The 17477-nt window shown below is 36.0% G+C and carries 20 protein-coding genes; 5 read left to right on the forward strand and 15 right to left on the reverse strand.

The features are described 5' to 3' along the window. Positions 1-378: 378 nt before the first annotated feature. From HMPREF2542_RS08705 to HMPREF2542_RS08755, 11 genes are all read right to left on the reverse strand, one after another. Positions 379-846 (reverse strand): DUF1643 domain-containing protein, encoded by a 468-nt coding sequence (locus HMPREF2542_RS08705; protein ID WP_058669972.1) that lies wholly within the window; start codon positions 844-846, stop codon positions 379-381. 281 nt (positions 847-1127) lie between these two features. After that, positions 1128-2393 (reverse strand): tyrosine-type recombinase/integrase, encoded by a 1266-nt coding sequence (locus tag HMPREF2542_RS08710; RefSeq protein ID WP_002931608.1) that lies wholly within the window; start codon positions 2391-2393, stop codon positions 1128-1130. An 89-nt stretch (positions 2394-2482) separates the two neighbouring features. Then, a complete protein-coding gene (locus tag HMPREF2542_RS08715; RefSeq protein WP_001058391.1) occupies positions 2483-2731 on the reverse strand; it encodes a MerR family transcriptional regulator in 249 nt (82 codons plus the stop codon). Further along, positions 2724-3329, reverse strand: a complete 606-nt coding sequence (locus tag HMPREF2542_RS08720; RefSeq protein ID WP_001040935.1) for a replication protein — start codon at positions 3327-3329, stop codon at positions 2724-2726. Before HMPREF2542_RS08720 ends, HMPREF2542_RS08715 begins: the two co-directional genes overlap by 8 nt. A 205-nt stretch (positions 3330-3534) precedes the next feature. Continuing rightward, a complete protein-coding gene (locus HMPREF2542_RS08725) occupies positions 3535-4140 on the reverse strand; it encodes a hypothetical protein (protein ID WP_000182709.1) in 606 nt (201 codons plus the stop codon). Continuing rightward, positions 4137-5237 carry a type IV secretion system DNA-binding domain-containing protein gene (locus HMPREF2542_RS08730; protein ID WP_002931602.1) on the reverse strand — a complete coding sequence of 367 codons (1101 nt, stop codon included), beginning with the start codon at positions 5235-5237 and terminating at the stop codon, positions 4137-4139. The genes HMPREF2542_RS08725 and HMPREF2542_RS08730 overlap by 4 nt, the downstream gene beginning before the upstream one ends. Beyond that, on the reverse strand, positions 5237-5557 hold the full coding sequence (locus HMPREF2542_RS08735) for a hypothetical protein (protein ID WP_002931600.1): 321 nt from the start codon (positions 5555-5557) through the stop codon (positions 5237-5239). Before HMPREF2542_RS08735 ends, HMPREF2542_RS08730 begins: the two co-directional genes overlap by 1 nt. 201 nt (positions 5558-5758) lie before the next feature. Continuing rightward, positions 5759-6208: an RNA polymerase sigma factor gene (locus tag HMPREF2542_RS08740; protein WP_058669971.1), complete on the reverse strand. Its 450-nt coding sequence runs from the start codon at positions 6206-6208 to the stop codon at positions 5759-5761. Between the two features lie 319 nt (positions 6209-6527). Next, positions 6528-7943, reverse strand: coding sequence for a helix-turn-helix domain-containing protein (locus tag HMPREF2542_RS08745; RefSeq protein ID WP_000667638.1), 1416 nt, complete (start codon positions 7941-7943; stop codon positions 6528-6530). A gap of 50 nt (positions 7944-7993) precedes the next feature. After that, on the reverse strand, positions 7994-8332 hold the full coding sequence (cadX, locus tag HMPREF2542_RS08750) for a Cd(II)/Zn(II)-sensing metalloregulatory transcriptional regulator CadX (protein WP_058669970.1): 339 nt from the start codon (positions 8330-8332) through the stop codon (positions 7994-7996). A gap of 11 nt (positions 8333-8343) precedes the next feature. Next, positions 8344-8958, reverse strand: coding sequence for a CadD family cadmium resistance transporter (locus HMPREF2542_RS08755; RefSeq protein WP_058669969.1), 615 nt, complete (start codon positions 8956-8958; stop codon positions 8344-8346). Positions 8959-8986: 28 nt separating this feature from the next. Between HMPREF2542_RS08755 and HMPREF2542_RS10220 the strand changes: the two genes are divergently transcribed. Further along, entirely contained in the window at positions 8987-9172 is a 186-nt protein-coding gene (locus HMPREF2542_RS10220) for a hypothetical protein (protein WP_002892741.1), read from the forward strand. Positions 9173-9250: 78 nt separating this feature from the next. Here the strand turns inward: HMPREF2542_RS10220 and rpmG are convergent, their stop codons facing one another. Both rpmG and rpmF read right to left on the reverse strand, forming a co-directional pair. Then, positions 9251-9400 carry a 50S ribosomal protein L33 gene (gene rpmG / locus HMPREF2542_RS08760; RefSeq protein ID WP_003026692.1) on the reverse strand — a complete coding sequence of 50 codons (150 nt, stop codon included), beginning with the start codon at positions 9398-9400 and terminating at the stop codon, positions 9251-9253. Between the two features lie 15 nt (positions 9401-9415). After that, the gene (gene rpmF, locus HMPREF2542_RS08765; protein WP_003071531.1) at positions 9416-9598 is read right to left on the reverse strand and encodes a 50S ribosomal protein L32; all 183 of its coding nucleotides are present in this window, start codon (positions 9596-9598) and stop codon (positions 9416-9418) included. 225 nt (positions 9599-9823) lie between these two features. Here rpmF and hisS point away from each other — a divergent pair, with 225 nt between their 5' ends. From hisS to HMPREF2542_RS08785, 4 genes are all read left to right on the forward strand, one after another. Next, positions 9824-11104, forward strand: coding sequence for a histidine--tRNA ligase (gene hisS / locus HMPREF2542_RS08770; protein ID WP_003071530.1), 1281 nt, complete (start codon positions 9824-9826; stop codon positions 11102-11104). A gap of 72 nt (positions 11105-11176) precedes the next feature. Further along, complete coding sequence (locus HMPREF2542_RS08775; RefSeq protein ID WP_003071529.1) at positions 11177-11383, forward strand: hypothetical protein; 207 nt, start codon at positions 11177-11179, stop codon at positions 11381-11383. Between the two features lie 118 nt (positions 11384-11501). After that, positions 11502-13256, forward strand: a complete 1755-nt coding sequence (gene aspS, locus HMPREF2542_RS08780) for an aspartate--tRNA ligase (RefSeq protein WP_058669968.1) — start codon at positions 11502-11504, stop codon at positions 13254-13256. After that, on the forward strand, positions 13243-14178 hold the full coding sequence (locus HMPREF2542_RS08785; protein ID WP_058669967.1) for a YitT family protein: 936 nt from the start codon (positions 13243-13245) through the stop codon (positions 14176-14178). The genes aspS and HMPREF2542_RS08785 overlap by 14 nt, the downstream gene beginning before the upstream one ends. A 216-nt stretch (positions 14179-14394) precedes the next feature. Here HMPREF2542_RS08785 and pulA read toward each other — a convergent pair whose 3' ends face one another. Together pulA and HMPREF2542_RS08795 are read right to left on the reverse strand one after the other, a co-directional pair. After that, on the reverse strand, positions 14395-16470 hold the full coding sequence (pulA, locus tag HMPREF2542_RS08790; RefSeq protein ID WP_070484716.1) for a type I pullulanase: 2076 nt from the start codon (positions 16468-16470) through the stop codon (positions 14395-14397). Between the two features lie 13 nt (positions 16471-16483). Further along, positions 16484-17476 carry a LacI family DNA-binding transcriptional regulator gene (locus tag HMPREF2542_RS08795; protein WP_070484719.1) on the reverse strand — a complete coding sequence of 331 codons (993 nt, stop codon included), beginning with the start codon at positions 17474-17476 and terminating at the stop codon, positions 16484-16486. Position 17477: the final 1 nt, after the last annotated feature.

Raw genomic sequence — 17477 nt, forward strand, 5'->3', positions numbered from 1 at the left:
TTTGAGAGTAATAGTCTGCAGACTATTTAAACAATATAAAAATCACACTAGCATTATTGTACCGCCCTCCAAAAGTATAGTCATTATTATTTATTGTCGTATGATTCTCTACTTTTTTATAATATTCATGGTCAATACCAGTAATACTCACCATATAATAATTGATTTCCCTTGGTTGAACAAAGCGACAAGAAGGATAGCTGATACCATAAATAGAAATGGGGGAGTAGTTTCTTCATAATAGTAGCACTTCCTTAGTTTATCAACTTAGCATTAGGGAAATAATGCAAAAGTCTATTGAAACAGACAAAAATGAATGTCTATTATAATGAAGAATCAAGTTCTTTCGAGAAAATATCTATTTTTTGAAAAACGATATTAGAAGTTGAATGGTACTGGATGAATATTTCTAGGCGGCCTGAGGGGATGATGTGGAGTTCCATTTTTGTTTTTCTGAAGACAATATAGATTTGGTACTAGTTCCGTAATGACTTTTTCCCTGTTCATGTAAGTACCATTGTTTCCCCAACAAGCAACTATTAAATCAGACTGTGTTACACATTCTAAAAGATAATGATCATTATCTTTTCCGATAGGATCATCAATTAAATATATATTTTTCGGATAAGTACTTCTAAAAGCAAATAAATTAGCCATAAGTAAAGTTCCATATCCCCAATCTTTTGCGAAATTTATGCATCTAGTGATTGTAGGATCATCAACATTTTCATTAGCGATTGATGGGTTTAATCCAATAAATAGAATTGTAGGTTTTGTGGAGTCCCACGTACGAGATAGTTTGTAACGATAAATCTTATCTTTAGATATAATAGCTTTCTTTTCCACGATTGATTCTCCTTTTTTATATTATATACTATTGATTAAAAACATAGTCAAACTAGGTGTTAAAAAAGGTAGAGATTAAATTGAAATACAGTGCAATATATCGCAATTGACAAAAAGAAAAAACGCTTGAAATCAGCGTTTTTATTTGGTATTGATTTGTATTTAGCTCTTATTTCACCTCTGTAAGAGTTAAATAATTTCTATTTTAGCTGTTAGAAACGTTGGTACATCAATGTTTCTAGAATGCTACATAATAAAAGGTAGAGTGAATGGTAGAGTAGTTATTGCGTTAGCTCAGCAATCTTTTCAAGATAAATCCCCACAGCTTCTAACTTTCGTTGTGGTGCTAATTCAGCGTAAGTATCCATTGTAGTTGAAATGGATTTATGTCCCATTCTGACTTGGAGTTCTTTCCAATTTGTTCCAGCATTAAGTAGCATTGAAGCATGAGTATGTCGGAATAAATGGAAACCATAGTTTGGTAATCCAAGACCTACTAACCTTTTCTTAAGAGTTGTTCTCTCGTTTCTGTCACACATATAGTTCCCATAGATTGTAGGGAAAATCAGTTTTGTTCTATGTCTGTTGTGCAATTCAAGATACTTGTTCATTTCGTGGTGGAAATCTCTGAGTTTTTCTATTATGGGGGGAGGGACAGGGACAGAGCGATTTCCTGCATCAGTTTTTGGTGTAGCTTTACAGATAACTTCCCCTTTTGTCCCATCTTTTTTATTTGCGGTTTTCCACATCAATGTTTTACTGACGTTAATAGAAGAATTTTCAAAATCTAGGTCATCAATCGTCAATGCAAGTAATTCATTTATTCGCAAAGCGGAGGCTAATAGAGTATTACAAATTAACTTAAATCTACGATTGGCTCTATTGTTATCTAAACTTTCAAGATAATTAAGCCATATTACAAGACCATCATCATGTAATACCATGATGCGTTGCTTATTTGATTTTGGCTTAGGTGGTATCTTAACAGTGCTAACAGGATTAGTGATTAGTCCATAGTTTGTAATTCCATAGTCAAAAATATCTTTCAACTTATGGATAACAGCACCAAAATCTTTAGCACTACCTTTATCAGCACGCTTTATACCAGATTCAATGGACTCTTTTGATTTCTTTGCCAAATCGTTTAACCAAAGCTGGATATCCGCAGATTCAATTTTATCTGGTTTGTAATCTCCAAATTTAGGGATAATATAATTATCAAGATAACCTCTTACTCTGTTCAGAGTATTATGCGAGTTAACCCAGGTTTTATATGATTTAAACCATTCTTCAGCTAAATCTTCCAGTGTATCAATGACGATAACTTTTTCTCGTGTTGAGCCATTTTTTTCAAATTCTAGTCGTGCTTGAATGATTGCTCTATCTAACTGTTTTAGTGTCTTGGCTGTAATGGTAGTAGTGACTTGCTTACCAGTTTTGATATCTTTTCCCAGAAATGTCCCCTTCAAAGTGTATGAGATGGACCTATCTTTTTTGATTTTTTTAATGACTTTTTTGCCATTATGAATAATTGTTTCAGTTTCCATATTTGCCTTTCTTCATGGATATTGAAGTAGGCTAAAATAGTTACCACTCTTTCTTTTAGATAAAACTATTTTAGCACAAATTTTCAGAATTAGGATTGTAAAAAGTTGATAATATCATCTAGTAGATAGAAGACGGTTCGAGTTCCCTCTATAGGAGGTTCTAATCTTTTTAATCCTTTTTGTTCCCAAGTTTTTAGTGTGTTTGGGGAGATATTTAGCTGTTTTAGCAATTCTCGCTGTTGTATTATCTTTAGTGGTATGTTCTGTTCTTTGATTTGAATGAGTTTGATAAGTGTTTGCAATAATTGTTCAATTTGTTCTAATTTTTCGTTATTCATTATTCTCTTTCTCCTCTGTGTTTGAATTATGGAGTCGATTAGGATTGTATCTTCGTGAATCTAGGTATTTGGCGAAGAAATATGTACGTTCAATGATAAGCCCTAATAAATTGGTATTGTTTGCTCGGGCATACCAGACCAATTCTTCAAATTCGGTAAAGTCGTTCTCTTCGATAATATCAACTACTTCATGTATAAAATCCGAGGAGTTCATCTCCATCAAGAATTTTTCTAAATTAAAGCCGCAACCGACTTCAATATCCTCAATGTTGTAGGGGGTCTTATCTGGATTTTCCGCATGGGTAAAGTAGTCAAATAAACCAGTGGGAGACATAACTACCTCCACATGTGCTGGACCGTTTAGTTTGTCACTGATGATATTTGATACTTGTGAATAGCTTTTCAGTGAATCAAAGAAGAAAGCACCGTGTTTGTGCGATTTCTTGAACTCTCCCGTCTGTCTATTAACGTCCTTATCGTGCCAAGGACTAAGAATAAACGGAATATGGAGTTCCTCTAATATATTCAAGTAGTTCTCTGGTGCGCTTTCCTCGTAGAAGAGAAAAGTCCATTTGGTTGAGCGCTGTTCTTTTGCCATAGGCAGTTACCTCATTTCTTTTGGGTTCTATTACTAAGGAGAAATGACAGGTCGTATGCAAAGTTTTTTTGAAAAAATTGAATTTTTTGTGATTATTGATTATTGACCTATTGGGGGTCGTAGTCACCCCAATAGGTCATGATAGAAAAGAATATAAAAAGGGGCTGTCTGGCTTTTGCTTAACGCAAGCCACAGCCCCAAGGGATTAACGTTTTTGTCCAGTGAACCACAATTGGTTACGAACTCGAATAGGAGAGGAGAAATAATAGTCTGCGTGTTGGCTGACGATTTCTTCTTTTAATTGTGCTTCCATCTCTTTTAGAATTTTTTGCCCTTGTTGGTCTCTAGGGACTTTTAGAAAAATAGTGATGGTATCTTTTCGTATATCTACGATACACTTACGAACAGCTCGGTTAAATCCGTTATGGATTGGGTTGATAGTAGTAACCGTCTGATGTTCAAGATTGCTTATCTTCTGTACTCGTTCACGCTGAAACAGGAAGTGTCGCAACAGAAAAGTGTGATAGACAGATTGGATATAGTTCCAAAGACTATCTGTTTTCAACCGTTGTATTATTTCTAATCCAACCAAAAATAAGGCAAGTAGAAGAGAAATAAGTGCAAATCCATGACAAACGGAACTAATGATATCCGTAATACTTTTGACCGTATCTAAATTGACAAACGTGATATTTGTTAGTTGAACGGAAAGATAATTGAATAACCATCCAAATGCAGAACAGATAGGTGCAAATAGAAATAAATATAGTATGAGATTAAAACTTCTCATAAAGTAGGTTTTATTGGTCATAGAATACCTCGTTTAGTGTAGTAGGTTGGACAGAGTAAGGGTAGAACTTGATAAGGGTGTTCATTGTCTATAACTTGAATGATACCTGTCCCATGTCCTGTTGGAATGACAATCCCCTCTGGGTCTAGGTCTGGAAATAAAAATTGAGTAGTTTTCTGATTGATATTTCCAATTTGTAACAATACGTTTAGCTGTTCCCTCACCGATATAGGAATGGTATTGTGGTCAAAACGCTGGCTTACTAAAAACAGATGGATTTTTGTAGCACGTCCTAACAAGGCAATCTGTGAGAGTAAGGAGAAAAAGGCTTCTTTGATACTCTTATTGACTCCCTCGGATAAAGCTAGGACTTCGTCAATAACAATAGTTAGATGGGCAAATTGATGATTGGGATTATCATATAAGATAGCTTGTCGTTTCTGAATGAGAGTTGCACACTGGCTTAATTGTTCATTAACCTGTGAGACAAAATCTGATTTTGAACGGTTTTCAACAGGGTGGATAACCGCAATGTGATTTTCCCTTGCCCATCGACTTGGTGTATCAAATTTAGGGTCAATGATAATCAAGTCAGACATATGCTTCAGTACACTCAAGAAGTAAGTGAGAGCGTACGATTTCCCAGAACCTGAATTTCCAGCAATAGCCCAGTGATTGACCCTATCTAAATTGAGTTCAAAGTGCTTCATGACAGGGATTTTCCCATGTGTTAAGCTGGCTGAAAACTTATCCAAATCAGGAATTGCCAACCGTTCTGAAATTCCTTTTTTCCAAGGGAAGAATAAGCCACGTTGAATGTGTAAATCATCTGTTTCTAGGGGGACAAAGTAGGTAGCATTTTGTTTTAGAAGCGTATATTGTGGGTAAAGTGAAGCATTGGCAATCAGAAATATTTTCTTGTACAAGTCGTCATCGAGGATATAGGCGCACGGCAGGCGAGGGACAAAGACAAAGCCGTCTTCTTGAATAATGACGTTAAAAGAATTAGTATAGCTGGTTTCCCCCTGCATTAAAGCCCCCAGAGCCATGTTTAGGCTCTGGAGCAGGTAAGATTGCAGGAAAGATTGGTTCAGCACATCACGAGATTGTGAAGTCATTATCGAACCTCCTTGATACCATTTGCTTTGAAGTAAACGTTATATTTGACTTCGCAGGCTTGTAGGGTGTCAAATTGAATCATGGATTGAAAAGCTGGAAGCTCAATCGAATCTTCAAATTTTACTTGGAAAGGGTCTTGCCCTTCCTGTACAAACCATGCTTTATAGGCTACGATTTCGCCAGTTGGTTTTCCTTCTTCAAACCGTTGTTGTGGTTCAAGTTCGGTACTGAGTGAGTAAATCGGTTGTTTTTGACTGATAATTTTATCAGCCAATGTAGTTGTATAACCACCTTTTGTGGTTTTCATTTTGAATGCCATGGGGCTGTTCCTCCTTTATTATTGAGAAATAATACGAATGCGACTTGCTCGGTTTTGGTCGTGAGCTGGACATAGTTGTTTTAGTTGTATACCACCTCCTTATTACTAAGGAGAATGAGACAGTTAAACGCAAAGTTATTTGTTGAATTTTTAATTTTTTTAACAAAAAATCCAGCGCCTCTTAGCACTGGATTTAAGGTATTAGCGATAGTCTTCTAATAAAGAAGCTAATTTTTCAAGCGCTTTAGAATAATGAGATTTGACGGTTACATCACTCATTTTTTTATAGTGTTCACTGATATAGCGTGCCGTCGCCTTATAGCTACATCCTTGTTCAGCCACCATTTCAACAATTTTACTGTCAATTGCTGATAAGGATGCTTTAGCTTCACGAATAGCTTGTCTTAACTCTTCTAGGATTAAAGCCTCTTCGGGATTCAAATCAGAGCTTGCAACTACTTCATAGCGTTCACGTCGTTTACCGTCATTACGAGAGAGGCTCTCTTCAAGGCTTCTTTTATGGTGGTATCGGTCACGACGTTCAGCATTGCTTTGTTCTTGCTGGAGAAGACGACTTACTTCGTCCCAATTTTTAGCTTCAACAGCTTTTGCGATTTTTGCATCTCTGCGTTCTTTAACTTTATTGCTCATAATGATGAGCTCCTTTCCGTCCTTGGACAGAAGGAAACAAAATGAGCAAATATTGAACGCTGAGTATGCTAAAAGGCACAACAAAGAAACAGCGAAACAATTCTATGCAAGACATGACCTTTATCGTCATGTCATCATATTTGTTTCAATCTGTCCTTTGATGGCCATCAATTTGGACTATTAAAATTTATATCAAGAGTTTTTCTTGATATATTCAGTATAAGGCGTAATGTTCTTTTATTTTTTACTTCTTTTTTTACTTCAATAGACTAATTTGTAAAACGAGGCGCAAAAAAAGACTAGGCGATTCACCTAGTCTTTAAAGAGCAAATTTTCGTATCTCCTCTTCACTTAATAATTTAATAAAGGCCTGTTGTACGTTATCTAAAGCGTGAGCCATTGACAGCAACTCCTTATTTAATTGTTCTTGGAAATAGTATGTTACTTGGGTGTTATTAGTCAATAACCCCACAATATGGCGATTGACGCTTGTATTGTCTAAATTAATATCATATAGGTCAACTAAATCAATAAGGTCGATTTCGCTTAGTCCTTGAGCTGCAGCTTCTTCAATTCTTTTCTTATCCTCTAGTGAAAATCTTGTTGGCTCTAATTGAATAGTGTGCCTTTCTTGAATTGGTCTTGTTGCATAAGGGTTGGAAACCCAACTGATAATTTCATCAAAAGTTCTTTCCTCAGTCCTTTCTATATCATTGGATTGATAAATATTAATGCCTAGATTTGCCAACTCTTCTTTAGAATATTTTTGATATAACTCTGTGATATCCTTACCTTGACTGAGTAATTTCATATAGTCCTCATATATCTGTTTGAATTTCACTCCATCTATTTGTTGACCACCAGTCATACTAAACGAATAGGTTGTTCTTCCTTTTTGAGAAATAACTAATGGGACGGATGTAAGGTAAGATTTTGGAATATTCTCTTTATACATTCTTTCTAATATATCATTTACCATAAATCCGATATTAAACAAGGGATTTTCTTTGAGTTTTTTTATTAGATTAGGGATAATTTCTGTCGAAACATTATCATACCACCATTTATTGATGAGAGGATCAATGTTTTCTTGCCTAAATGTTGAGGGTATGTCATTTCCGCCTAATTCAAATAGGATACCACAGACATTAACTTCAAATGATTTAATTAAATTATCCCCTAACATCAACCAAAGAATATCAAACATTTCTTCAAAATCAATGACAGTCAATTCATTGATGGTACGGGTTCTAAAACTTCTAGCGGGGTTATAACTTTTTCCACCAACCCATACGTCAATGTCATCTTTCTTGTGAAAAGTATCCATTTCAGTTTCAGTAGAAATCATAAATCTTTTTCTTTGAATATTGAAATTTGCAAATGTCTTGGCAATACTTAGACAACTTGATTGGATTGAAATTAAATCATCACTCATGAAAGAATATAGTTTTTCATCTACAGCCTCTAAATCTCTATATAAAATAGAACTGAAAAAATAATGAAACAGATTCTCAATAAACTCATCTAACTCTCCAAAAACGATATACGTATAGCTCGAAGCGGTTAGAGCATTTAAATAAACTAACATCGAACTCGTAATTGGTCGCTTACCACTTTCAACTTGACTAACTTGACCTGCATTGCCTAGTTCGCTTTGTGTAATATTGTATTTTTTTCTTAAATTTTTGATACGAGTAGGTATTTCTTGTGAATAATTTTCTTCAAAAAATTTCATATATAATCCCCCTATAATCATGGAAAAGTAGAAAGTAGTAAAAATAGTTGTTATCCTAGTTGATTAAAAAAATCTCTGATTTCCTCATCTTTTATAAAATAATATATAATTTTCCCCTCTCTTCTAGTATCCAAGATGTTTTGATTGGCTAGTTTACGAAGATGGTGGGAGGCAGATGCCATACTGAGATTTAGTAAACAGGCTATATCACAGACACAGAGTTCTTCAACAGCAAGGAGATAAAAGATGATATTTATCTGTTTATTATCGGTAAACTTTGATAAAATTCGAAGTGATTTTTGGACTTTTTCCCTTTCAAGGTAGTTCGTTGCAGTTGTAACATTTTGTTGATTTATAATATTCACTTGGCAGATACTATCTTTTTTCATATTTTTTTCTCCTAGTCGAACACAGTCCTTAGCATGTCAAAGCTGTTGTTTTCAATCAGGATATACATCCCCAATCCTAAATAAACAACGGCAATAAACCATCTGCTATATTTTTCCAAAGTTTCTCCAACAGAAGGGACTTGTGCCAATTTTTGGGCAGAAAAAACCAAGAGATAAATCATGACTAGAAAAGTAAGTAAAGCCACTATCAAATTCGCTAAATTTAAGGTAATAAAATATGGGACAAAAACACCAATATTGTCAGCACCACAACTTGCAAAAGTAATCATAGCGACTAGAAAAATCAGGTTTTTATCATCTTTACGCAAACCATCTTTTGCAATAGCTTCTCCATCAGAATCTCCTAAAAGCAAAACTTTGAGGCCTAGGAAAATTGGAATCAAACCGAGCAAACCTAAAATCTCTTTACTAGGAATATAATTTAAGACAAATGCAAAAAGTAAACTTAGCAATATTAGACTAACAGAGCCTAGAAATTGTCCTAAATAGATGTTAATGATGTCTTTTCTGCTTTTTCTTTTGGCAAAAAATAACATTAGGATAATAAGTAAATCTACGGCTGTCCCAGAATACAGGATTATTGAAGTAACAACATTTTGAATCATAAAACACCTCATTCAAATATATTTTTGAATGTATTCTAACATTAAACTTTGTAGATGTCAACTTAAAATCCACCAAAATATAGATAAGAAGTTAGTGTACCAAATATTAAAAAGCCCTGCCATCGAAATGATAGCAGGGCTTAACTTCAATATCCAGATGATATATTTATCTAAAAAAGGTAGAGTAAAAGGTAGAGTTTTTATTGATTTGTAGTGCGATATAATGAGTTTCAAAAAATCAAAAATCGCTTAAAATCAATATTTTGACGTCTATTGACGTGTACTGAAACCCTTACTTAACTTCTGTAAACACAACGTGCTTGCGAAGTTTTGGTGAGTATTTTTTCAATTGAAGACGGTCTGGAGTGTTACGTTTGTTTTTAGAAGTAAGGTACAAGCGTTCACCAGATGCTTTGTGTTCAAGTGTAATATTTACGCGCATGATAGCTCCCTTCTATTATTCAGCTGCAGCAGCTTTAGCGATTTTACGTCCTTTGTAGTATCCTTTGAGGGATACACGGTGAGAACGTGAGTAATCTCCAGTAGTTTCATCAAAAGTTACAGATGGAGCTGTAATTTTGTAGTGAGTGCGACGTTTGTTTTTTTTCGCTTTTGAAGTGCGACGTGCAGGTACTGCCATTTTAAATTCTCCTTTTAGTTTTTAAAATCTATTCAATGATGATTTTCATCAACTTTAGTAGTATATCAAATTTTTTTTGTAAAGTAAAGTTACTTGACAAATTTTTGGACAAACTAGCCAGTTTTTTAGTAAAGGGAAGTTTTCTATGGGAAATATTTTCAAATGTCCCGCAAAATAACGGACTTGTGGTACAATAATTATATTATATAAATTCGAGGAAAGACTATGAAATTACAAAAACCAAAGGGCACACAAGATATTCTTCCAAAGGATTCTGGGAAATGGCAGTATGTGGAAGAATTTGCTCGTAATACTTTTAAAAAATACAACTATGCTGAGATTCGCACACCACTGTTTGAGCATTATGAAGTGATTAGTCGTTCTGTTGGAGATACGACTGACATTGTAACCAAAGAAATGTATGATTTTTATGACAAAGGCGACCGTCATATCACATTACGCCCAGAAGGAACAGCACCAGTTGTGCGTTCTTATGTGGAAAATAAACTCTTTGCACCAGAAGTCCAAAAGCCGGTGAAACTTTATTATATGGGTTCTATGTTTCGTTATGAGCGTCCGCAGGCAGGGCGTTTGCGTGAGTTTCATCAGATTGGTGTAGAGTGTTTTGGCTCCAATAATCCTGCGACTGATGTAGAGACGATTGCTATGGCAGCCCAATTTTTCAATGAAATTGGTATTCAAGGTGTAACGTTGCAGTTGAATAGTTTGGGGAATGCGGAGAGTCGCGCCGCTTATCGTCAAGCATTGATTGATTATTTGACGCCGTTGAAAGACAGTCTTTCTAAAGACAGTCAGCGTCGTCTGGAAGAAAATCCTCTCCGTGTGCTAGACAGTAAGGAAAAAGAAGATAAACTCGCTGTTGAAAATGCACCCTCTATCCTGGATTATCTAGATGAGGAAAGCCAAACTCATTTTCAAGCTGTGCGTTCGATGTTGGAAGCACTGGGAATTCCTTATGTTATCAATACCAATATGGTTCGTGGATTGGATTATTATAATCATACGATTTTTGAATTTACCGCAGATGTAGCAGGTAATGAACTGACAATTTGTGCAGGTGGTCGATATGATAGCCTTGTTGCTTATTTTGGTGGGCCAGAGACAGCTGGATTTGGCTTTGGAATGGGTGTGGAACGCCTCCTCCTCGTTCTTGAAAAGCAAGGTGTGGAATTGCCGCTAGAAGATAGCTTAGATGTTTATATTGCAGTTTTGGGAGAAGGTGCTAATAATAAAGCATTGGAAATTGTGCAAGCACTTCGCAAGCAAGGGTTTACAGCTGAGCGTGATTATTTAAATCGTAAGTTGAAAGCGCAATTCAAGTCAGCAGACACCTTTGGTGCTAAAGTGTTAATAACTCTTGGCGAAAGTGAAATTGAAAGCAAACAAGTCACTATCAAAAACAATCAAACGCGTGAAGAATTAATTGTCGATTTAAATCAGATCCAAGAAGATTTTCAAGTAATTTTTAAGCAAGTAGGATTTTAGTTGAGAAGTGCAAAAGCTAGGTACTGGCTTTTTGCTATTATTTGTGTAAGGTGAACAGAGGTTGAATAACTGATGAAAAAAATTGTCATTCCATCTATACTTCAATTTATAATAGTTTTTTTAGTAATAGGTGGTATTGCTTATTTTGTGAGAGGAGACTTTTTCTTTCGATTTTTAGCACCGATTTTTGGCTTAGCGGCAGGACTGTTGCGCTTAGCCTTAAGTTATGTTGTTAAGGTTTTGCATCCTGAATTATATGAAAGAGAGATTAAGAAATGAAACTTAGTCTCCTTTTTATGAGAGATTAGGTTAAGATAAGAAGTTTTTGAAAAGCGGACTTCTTTTTCATCTCTTTTGTGGTAAAATAGTAAAAGAATTAAAAGTTTGGAGAATAAAAATGAGACGTTCAATGTATGCTGGACGTGTTCGTAGTGAACATGTCGGTCAAGAAATCACTTTAAAAGGTTGGGTATCCCGTCGTCGTGACTTGGGAGGCTTGATTTTCATTGATTTACGTGACCGCGAAGGCATTATGCAGCTGGTTATCAATCCTGAGAATGTGACTAAAGAAGTTATGGGAACTGCCGAAAAGTTGCGAAGCGAATATGTTATTGAAGTGACTGGAAAAGTAGAAGCACGTACGCAGGCAAATGATAAACTTGCAACAGGAACTGTTGAACTGCATGTGGAGACTTTGACAATTCTCAATACAGCCAAAACAACTCCATTTGAAATTAAAGATGGCATTGAAGCGAATGATGATACGCGCCTTCGTTATCGGTATTTAGATCTTCGACGTCCTGAAATGTTGGCAAATTTGAAATTACGAGCTAAAGTAACACATTCAATTCGTAATTACTTAGATGAGCTTGAGTTTATCGACGTAGAAACTCCGTTTCTTACGAAATCAACTCCAGAAGGTGCGCGTGATTACTTGGTGCCAAGTCGAGTGAACCAAGGACATTTCTATGCATTGCCACAAAGTCCTCAGATTACAAAACAATTGTTGATGAATGCTGGTTTTGATCGTTATTATCAAATTGTGAAGTGCTTCCGTGATGAGGATTTGCGTGGAGACCGTCAACCAGAGTTTACACAGGTTGACTTGGAAACTTCATTTCTTTCTGACCAAGAAATCCAAGATATTACAGAAGGCTTGATTGCTCGAGTGATGAAAGAAACGAAGGGAGTTGATGTTACGCTACCATTCCCACGAATGACATATGATGATGCGATGACTTTATATGGAAGCGATAAACCAGATACTCGTTTTGAAATGCTTTTGCAAGACTTGACAGATATTGTCAAGGAGATTGACTTTAAAGTTTTTTCAGAAGCACCAGTAGTTAAAGCTATTGTTGTGAAAAATGCTGCTGATAAATATTCTCGTAAAGATATTGATAAGCTGACAGAGCAAGCAAAACAATATGGTGCAAAAGGACTTGCTTGGGTCAAAGTGGCTTCAGATGAATTAAATGGCCCAATTGCTAAATTTTTGCAAGACTTGACAAGTGAGTTGACGGATGCTTTACAGCTAGAAGAAAATGATTTGGTTCTCTTTGTAGCTGATACTGTAGAAGTTGCTAATGCAACTTTGGGTGCACTTCGTGTTCGTTTGGCAAAAGAACTAGGCTTGATTGATGAGTCGAAATTTAATTATCTTTGGGTAGTGGATTGGCCAATGTTTGAATGGTCGGAAGAGGAAGGACGTTATATGAGTGCACATCACCCATTCACCCTTCCACAAGCAGATACAGCTCATGAGTTAGAAGGTGATTTGAGTAAAGTTCGTGCTATTGCTTACGATATTGTCTTGAATGGTTATGAATTGGGTGGTGGAAGTCTTCGTATTAACCATAAAGATTTGCAAGAACGAATGTTTAAAGCCCTTGGTTTTTCTAAAGAAGCAGCTACTAATCAGTTTGGTTTCTTGCTAGAAGCTATGGATTACGGCTTTCCACCACATGGTGGGTTAGCTATCGGACTAGATCGCTTTGTCATGTTGCTAGCTGGTGAGGAAAATATCCGTGAAGTGATTGCTTTCCCTAAAAATAATAAAGCAAGTGATCCTATGACACAGGCGCCAAGTCTAGTTGACACTAAGCAGCTTGAGGAATTAAGTTTACAAGTAGAAACTCATGAAGAAAACTAAGATTTATAAACGATTTCGTTATTATTTGCGCCGTTTGGCTTATAATTTTAAATTGATACAAGTGCTTAAAAGTATCTCCCGTAAGAAGTATGATGAAAAAATATCTGCTTCACTAATCTATGGTTTTTTATCTGCTGTTGCAGTTAATCTCTTCTTTCAACCAGGGCATGTGTACTCAAGTGGGGCGACGGGATTGGCACAGATTTTAGCCGTTTTAAGTACACGTTTTTTGGGATTTGCCATTCCTGTTTCTGTAACTTTTTATCTCATCAATATCCCACTAATGATCTTGGCTTGGTATCAAATTGGGCACAAGTTTACGGTGTTTACTTTTATTACGGTTTCCATGAGCTCACTGTTTATCCAGTTTGTTCCTGAAGTGAGTTTAACAAATGACCCAATTATCAATGCATTGTTTGGTGGGGTCATTATGGGAATGGGAATTGGCTTTGCCTTGCGTTCCAATATTTCTAGTGGTGGGACAGACATTGTCAGTTTGACAGTTCGGAAGAAAACAGGCAGAAATGTCGGAAATATTTCTTTTATTGTCAATGGGATGATTATGATTATTGCGGGTGTTACCTTTGGGTGGAAATATGCGCTTTATTCGATGATTACGATTTTTGTTTCGAGTCGGGTGACAGATGCCGTCTTTACCAAGCAAAAGAGGATGCAAGCTATGATTATTACCAGTTATCCTGAAGCCGTTATTGAAAAAATCCACAATAAGTTGCATCGTGGTGCAACGATTATCAATGGTGCAGAAGGTACCTACAATCATGAGAAAAAAGCAGTTTTGATTACAGTTATTACGCGTGCTGAATTTAACGAATTCAAGCATATCATGCGAAAAGTAGACCCGCATGCTTTTGTATCGGTAGCGGATAATGTTCATATTCTTGGACGTTTCGTGGAAGAATAAAACCATCAGATTAGCTGAATTAGCTAATCTGATGGTTTTTTGTTAGACACCTTTAAGACTGTCTTCCCTTTTTAAGATCAAAATCAATAGGAAGTGAGCCAAAGAGTTTTTGTTTTAAAGTATAGAATGAAGTAAATCAATGATACAAGAGCTGGGTTCAAAAAGCACAGCTTTGAAAAGTGGGCAGGACTGACAAAGCAAGTCTTCTTTCCATAATTATTTAAGTGCGAGAACTTGTTTTCCAGGGACAATATAGTAATCTTTGTTAGCGTCGAGAGGAGTATCAAGGCTGATTTTAGGATAGTTGATAAACACAGCTTGTTTATCCTGATTTGGATAGATAAATGAATTGTTCCCAAAGTTAATGAGGATAGTGATTTGATTTTCTTTTTCTTTGATTTTGTATTCGACTATAGATTCATTCAGCCATTGAGCAGAGCAACAATTTTTGATTTCTGTACGTGTTTTCAAACGTAAGAGTGGATGTTTTTTTCTGAATTGAATGAGCTGACAGATAAATGCCACATCTTTCTCATATTCAATTGAGCGTAGCCAATCTAGACGGTTAATAGTATCTGGAGTATTATAAGTATTCTCAATGAGATTTTTGCTACGGAAAAATTCTTGACCACTATGAATGAATGGTACTCCTTGTGTCAACAAAGAGAGATGCAGAGCAAGTCGAGCATTGTCAAGTCGCTCTTTTAAATCAATCTTGGGATTTTGTATCGCAAAATAGTCAAAAGCAGTTGCATCGTCATGGCATTCTACATAGTTGATTGCTTGTTGCGGTGCGATAAAGTGTTCAGTACCTGTAAAACCAATATTGGCAGTTAAAACATTCTCTATAGAATTTATGGAATTTGTTTTTTGTATTTGTTCGCCTTTTGCGATGGTTGCTTTTATTGTATTGCGAAAATGATCATTGAAAAAACCATAACTTGGTAATTTGTCAGCATTGAACTGGTGAGCCAGTCTATTGTTATCTAGCCCCGTATTCATACGCCAGCCTTCTCCGTAAAGATAGACGTTCGGATAGAGAGATTGCAACTCCTCTGCAATCTGTTTCATGGTTTCTATATCTAAAATCCCCATGAGGTCAAAGCGGAATCCATCGAATCCGTAAATCGTTAACCATTGTTTGAGGGAATGCTTAATATAGCTACGAACCATTGCTCGTTCACTTGCTACATCATTTCCACAAAATGTACCATTTGTTAAATTACCGTTGTGATCGTAGCGGAAAAAATAACCTGGAACGATTTTTTCAAAAGCATAGGCTTTAGGATCGTAGACATGATTATAAACAACATCCATGATAACGCTAATATCAGCTTTGTGGTAAGTAGTGATGGCTTCTTGCAATTCAACGATTCTTGCATATGGATCATGTGGATTAGTTGTAAAACTGCCGTCGGGAAGGTTGTATTGCATAGGGTCGTATCCCCAGTTGTATACGAGCTCTGGATGATTTTCATCAACGCTGCCAAAATCATACAAAGGCATGAGCTGAATGTGAGTTACACCTAATTGTTTGATGTACTCCATCCCTAAAGTGTGTTTTTGCAACTGCGGAGACTCTGTCAGAGATTTGAATTTACCAGGATAAGTAAACTTAGCTTCTTTTTGCATGGAAAAATCTCGCACACTCATCTCGTAAATAATGGCTTCTGTCATTGACATTTGTGTCTGTGCTCGATGGATAGGATGAGAAATTTTCTCTAAGTTAATTATGTAACTAGCTCCAGAATTACTTTCGGACGATAGAGCATAAGGGTCGTGAACTTCTACCCAGTGACCATTTACTTTGTGTAGATAGTAATAAGCAGCTCCATCAAAATTTCCGAATACTTCTGTTTGCCACACTCCCTTTTCTCCGAGAGTCATTGGGTAAACAGTATTTTGTAAATGAAGTAATACTTGTTCAGAAATTGGTGCCCAGAGCTTAAAAGTTGTTGCTTCCGGGGTATAATGAGCTCCTAAATCGTTTTCGTTGTAAGCAAAAGTCTGGTCAAAAATTGGCTTTCTCACAATATGGCGAAATTGTAAGAACATTTTATTACGATCTTGGTCGTAAATCCAATAATGTTCAGTTAAATCTAGCGGTTTTAGAGGAGCAAGACTGTATTGCACAAAGTCGTCTTGTTCTTCCAGAGATCTTATCTGTAAAATTTGTGTGCTATCGACCGTTTCGATTGTAAATTGTAATTGTTCAGTATAAAATTGTTTTTCTAACTCGATAGTGATGAGACTTTGGTCATCTAAGTAGGCTTGGAATATTCGGAAAGCCATAAACTTCCTTTCTTTATTGTTCGATAATGCGATGTGGAATTACTTGGCGATAACAAATTTGTCGATTTTCTTTGGTATCATTGATAATTTGCAGGATAGTTTTAAAAGAAATCCGCCCCAGTTCTAGCGTATTAATATCAACATAAGCTGCCAAGTCAAGTTTGGGTTTAATAGAGTCAAAAGCTAGAGTAGGAATAGATAATTGATTTTGATTTTGATTTAAATAGTTGCAGACCCCTTCTGCTAGCATGCTATCTGTTGTGATAATCGCATCAATTTTTGAATCATGATTTAGAAGATGTTTTGTGAATTGATATCCTTTTTCTTCCAAAAATTCATTTGCAAATGCTGTGTTTTGAGGATCAAGCTCTAAGTGGTAATCTTCCAGCGCTTTTTGATACCCTTTATAACGATCTTGCGTTACAAATAGTCTTTTACTACCACCGATAAAGGCAATATTGCGGCAGCCTTTTTTGATAAAATATTCTGTTGCATCATATCCAGCTTGGATATTGTCATTATCCACCAAAGGAATAAACGGAGAAAGAGATTTTCCTAAAATTAAGAAAGGAAATTGCTCCTCACTAACCATTTTCACTAGTGGATCATTTTCTTGAGAGTAGAGAAAGATGAGTCCGTCCACACGTTTCCCTAGAACCATTTGGGAAATAGCTTCCATGCGCTCTTTTTCATTTTTCCCAGTCGCAATTTGAATAGCATAGTGAAATTCAGAAGCTACCTGAGCGATCCCACGAAATACTGAAGGGAAAAATGGATTTTGATAAAAAGCATCGGAATCATCAGGTAAGACAACACCAATGACTTGTGTGTAACTGCTAACAAGACTACGTGCATTGAGATTAGGATGATAATTCAATTCCTTCATAGCTTTACGGACTCTTTTTTTGGTCTCATCGCTGATGCTGGATTTATTTTGGACAACACGGGTAACGGTAGAAGGCGAAACTCCTGCCAATTTAGCAACTTCTTTAATAGTAACTCGCATA

The sequence above is a fragment of the Streptococcus sp. HMSC034B05 genome (genome assembly GCF_001809055.1).
Lineage (GTDB): Bacteria > Bacillota > Bacilli > Lactobacillales > Streptococcaceae > Streptococcus > Streptococcus constellatus.

What these genes read in the sequence shown, in the direction of transcription:
- HMPREF2542_RS08725 (WP_000182709.1), bottom strand. Translation starts at nt 4,140, where the DNA reads ATGACCAATAAAACCTACTTTATGAGAAGTTTTAATCTCATACTATAT.
- HMPREF2542_RS08795 (WP_070484719.1), bottom strand. Translation starts at nt 17,476, where the DNA reads ATGCGAGTTACTATTAAAGAAGTTGCTAAATTGGCAGGAGTTTCGCCT.
- HMPREF2542_RS08720 (WP_001040935.1), bottom strand. Translation starts at nt 3,329, where the DNA reads ATGGCAAAAGAACAGCGCTCAACCAAATGGACTTTTCTCTTCTACGAG.
- hisS (WP_003071530.1), top strand. Translation starts at nt 9,824, where the DNA reads ATGAAATTACAAAAACCAAAGGGCACACAAGATATTCTTCCAAAGGAT.
- HMPREF2542_RS08755 (WP_058669969.1), bottom strand. Translation starts at nt 8,958, where the DNA reads ATGATTCAAAATGTTGTTACTTCAATAATCCTGTATTCTGGGACAGCC.
- aspS (WP_058669968.1), top strand. Translation starts at nt 11,502, where the DNA reads ATGAGACGTTCAATGTATGCTGGACGTGTTCGTAGTGAACATGTCGGT.
- cadX (WP_058669970.1), bottom strand. Translation starts at nt 8,332, where the DNA reads ATGAAAAAAGATAGTATCTGCCAAGTGAATATTATAAATCAACAAAAT.
- HMPREF2542_RS10220 (WP_002892741.1), top strand. Translation starts at nt 8,987, where the DNA reads ATGTATTCTAACATTAAACTTTGTAGATGTCAACTTAAAATCCACCAA.
- HMPREF2542_RS08745 (WP_000667638.1), bottom strand. Translation starts at nt 7,943, where the DNA reads ATGAAATTTTTTGAAGAAAATTATTCACAAGAAATACCTACTCGTATC.
- HMPREF2542_RS08785 (WP_058669967.1), top strand. Translation starts at nt 13,243, where the DNA reads ATGAAGAAAACTAAGATTTATAAACGATTTCGTTATTATTTGCGCCGT.
- HMPREF2542_RS08715 (WP_001058391.1), bottom strand. Translation starts at nt 2,731, where the DNA reads ATGAATAACGAAAAATTAGAACAAATTGAACAATTATTGCAAACACTT.
- HMPREF2542_RS08740 (WP_058669971.1), bottom strand. Translation starts at nt 6,208, where the DNA reads ATGAGCAATAAAGTTAAAGAACGCAGAGATGCAAAAATCGCAAAAGCT.
- HMPREF2542_RS08710 (WP_002931608.1), bottom strand. Translation starts at nt 2,393, where the DNA reads ATGGAAACTGAAACAATTATTCATAATGGCAAAAAAGTCATTAAAAAA.
- HMPREF2542_RS08730 (WP_002931602.1), bottom strand. Translation starts at nt 5,237, where the DNA reads ATGACTTCACAATCTCGTGATGTGCTGAACCAATCTTTCCTGCAATCT.
- HMPREF2542_RS08735 (WP_002931600.1), bottom strand. Translation starts at nt 5,557, where the DNA reads ATGGCATTCAAAATGAAAACCACAAAAGGTGGTTATACAACTACATTG.
- rpmF (WP_003071531.1), bottom strand. Translation starts at nt 9,598, where the DNA reads ATGGCAGTACCTGCACGTCGCACTTCAAAAGCGAAAAAAAACAAACGT.
- pulA (WP_070484716.1), bottom strand. Translation starts at nt 16,470, where the DNA reads ATGGCTTTCCGAATATTCCAAGCCTACTTAGATGACCAAAGTCTCATC.
- HMPREF2542_RS08775 (WP_003071529.1), top strand. Translation starts at nt 11,177, where the DNA reads ATGAAAAAAATTGTCATTCCATCTATACTTCAATTTATAATAGTTTTT.
- rpmG (WP_003026692.1), bottom strand. Translation starts at nt 9,400, where the DNA reads ATGCGCGTAAATATTACACTTGAACACAAAGCATCTGGTGAACGCTTG.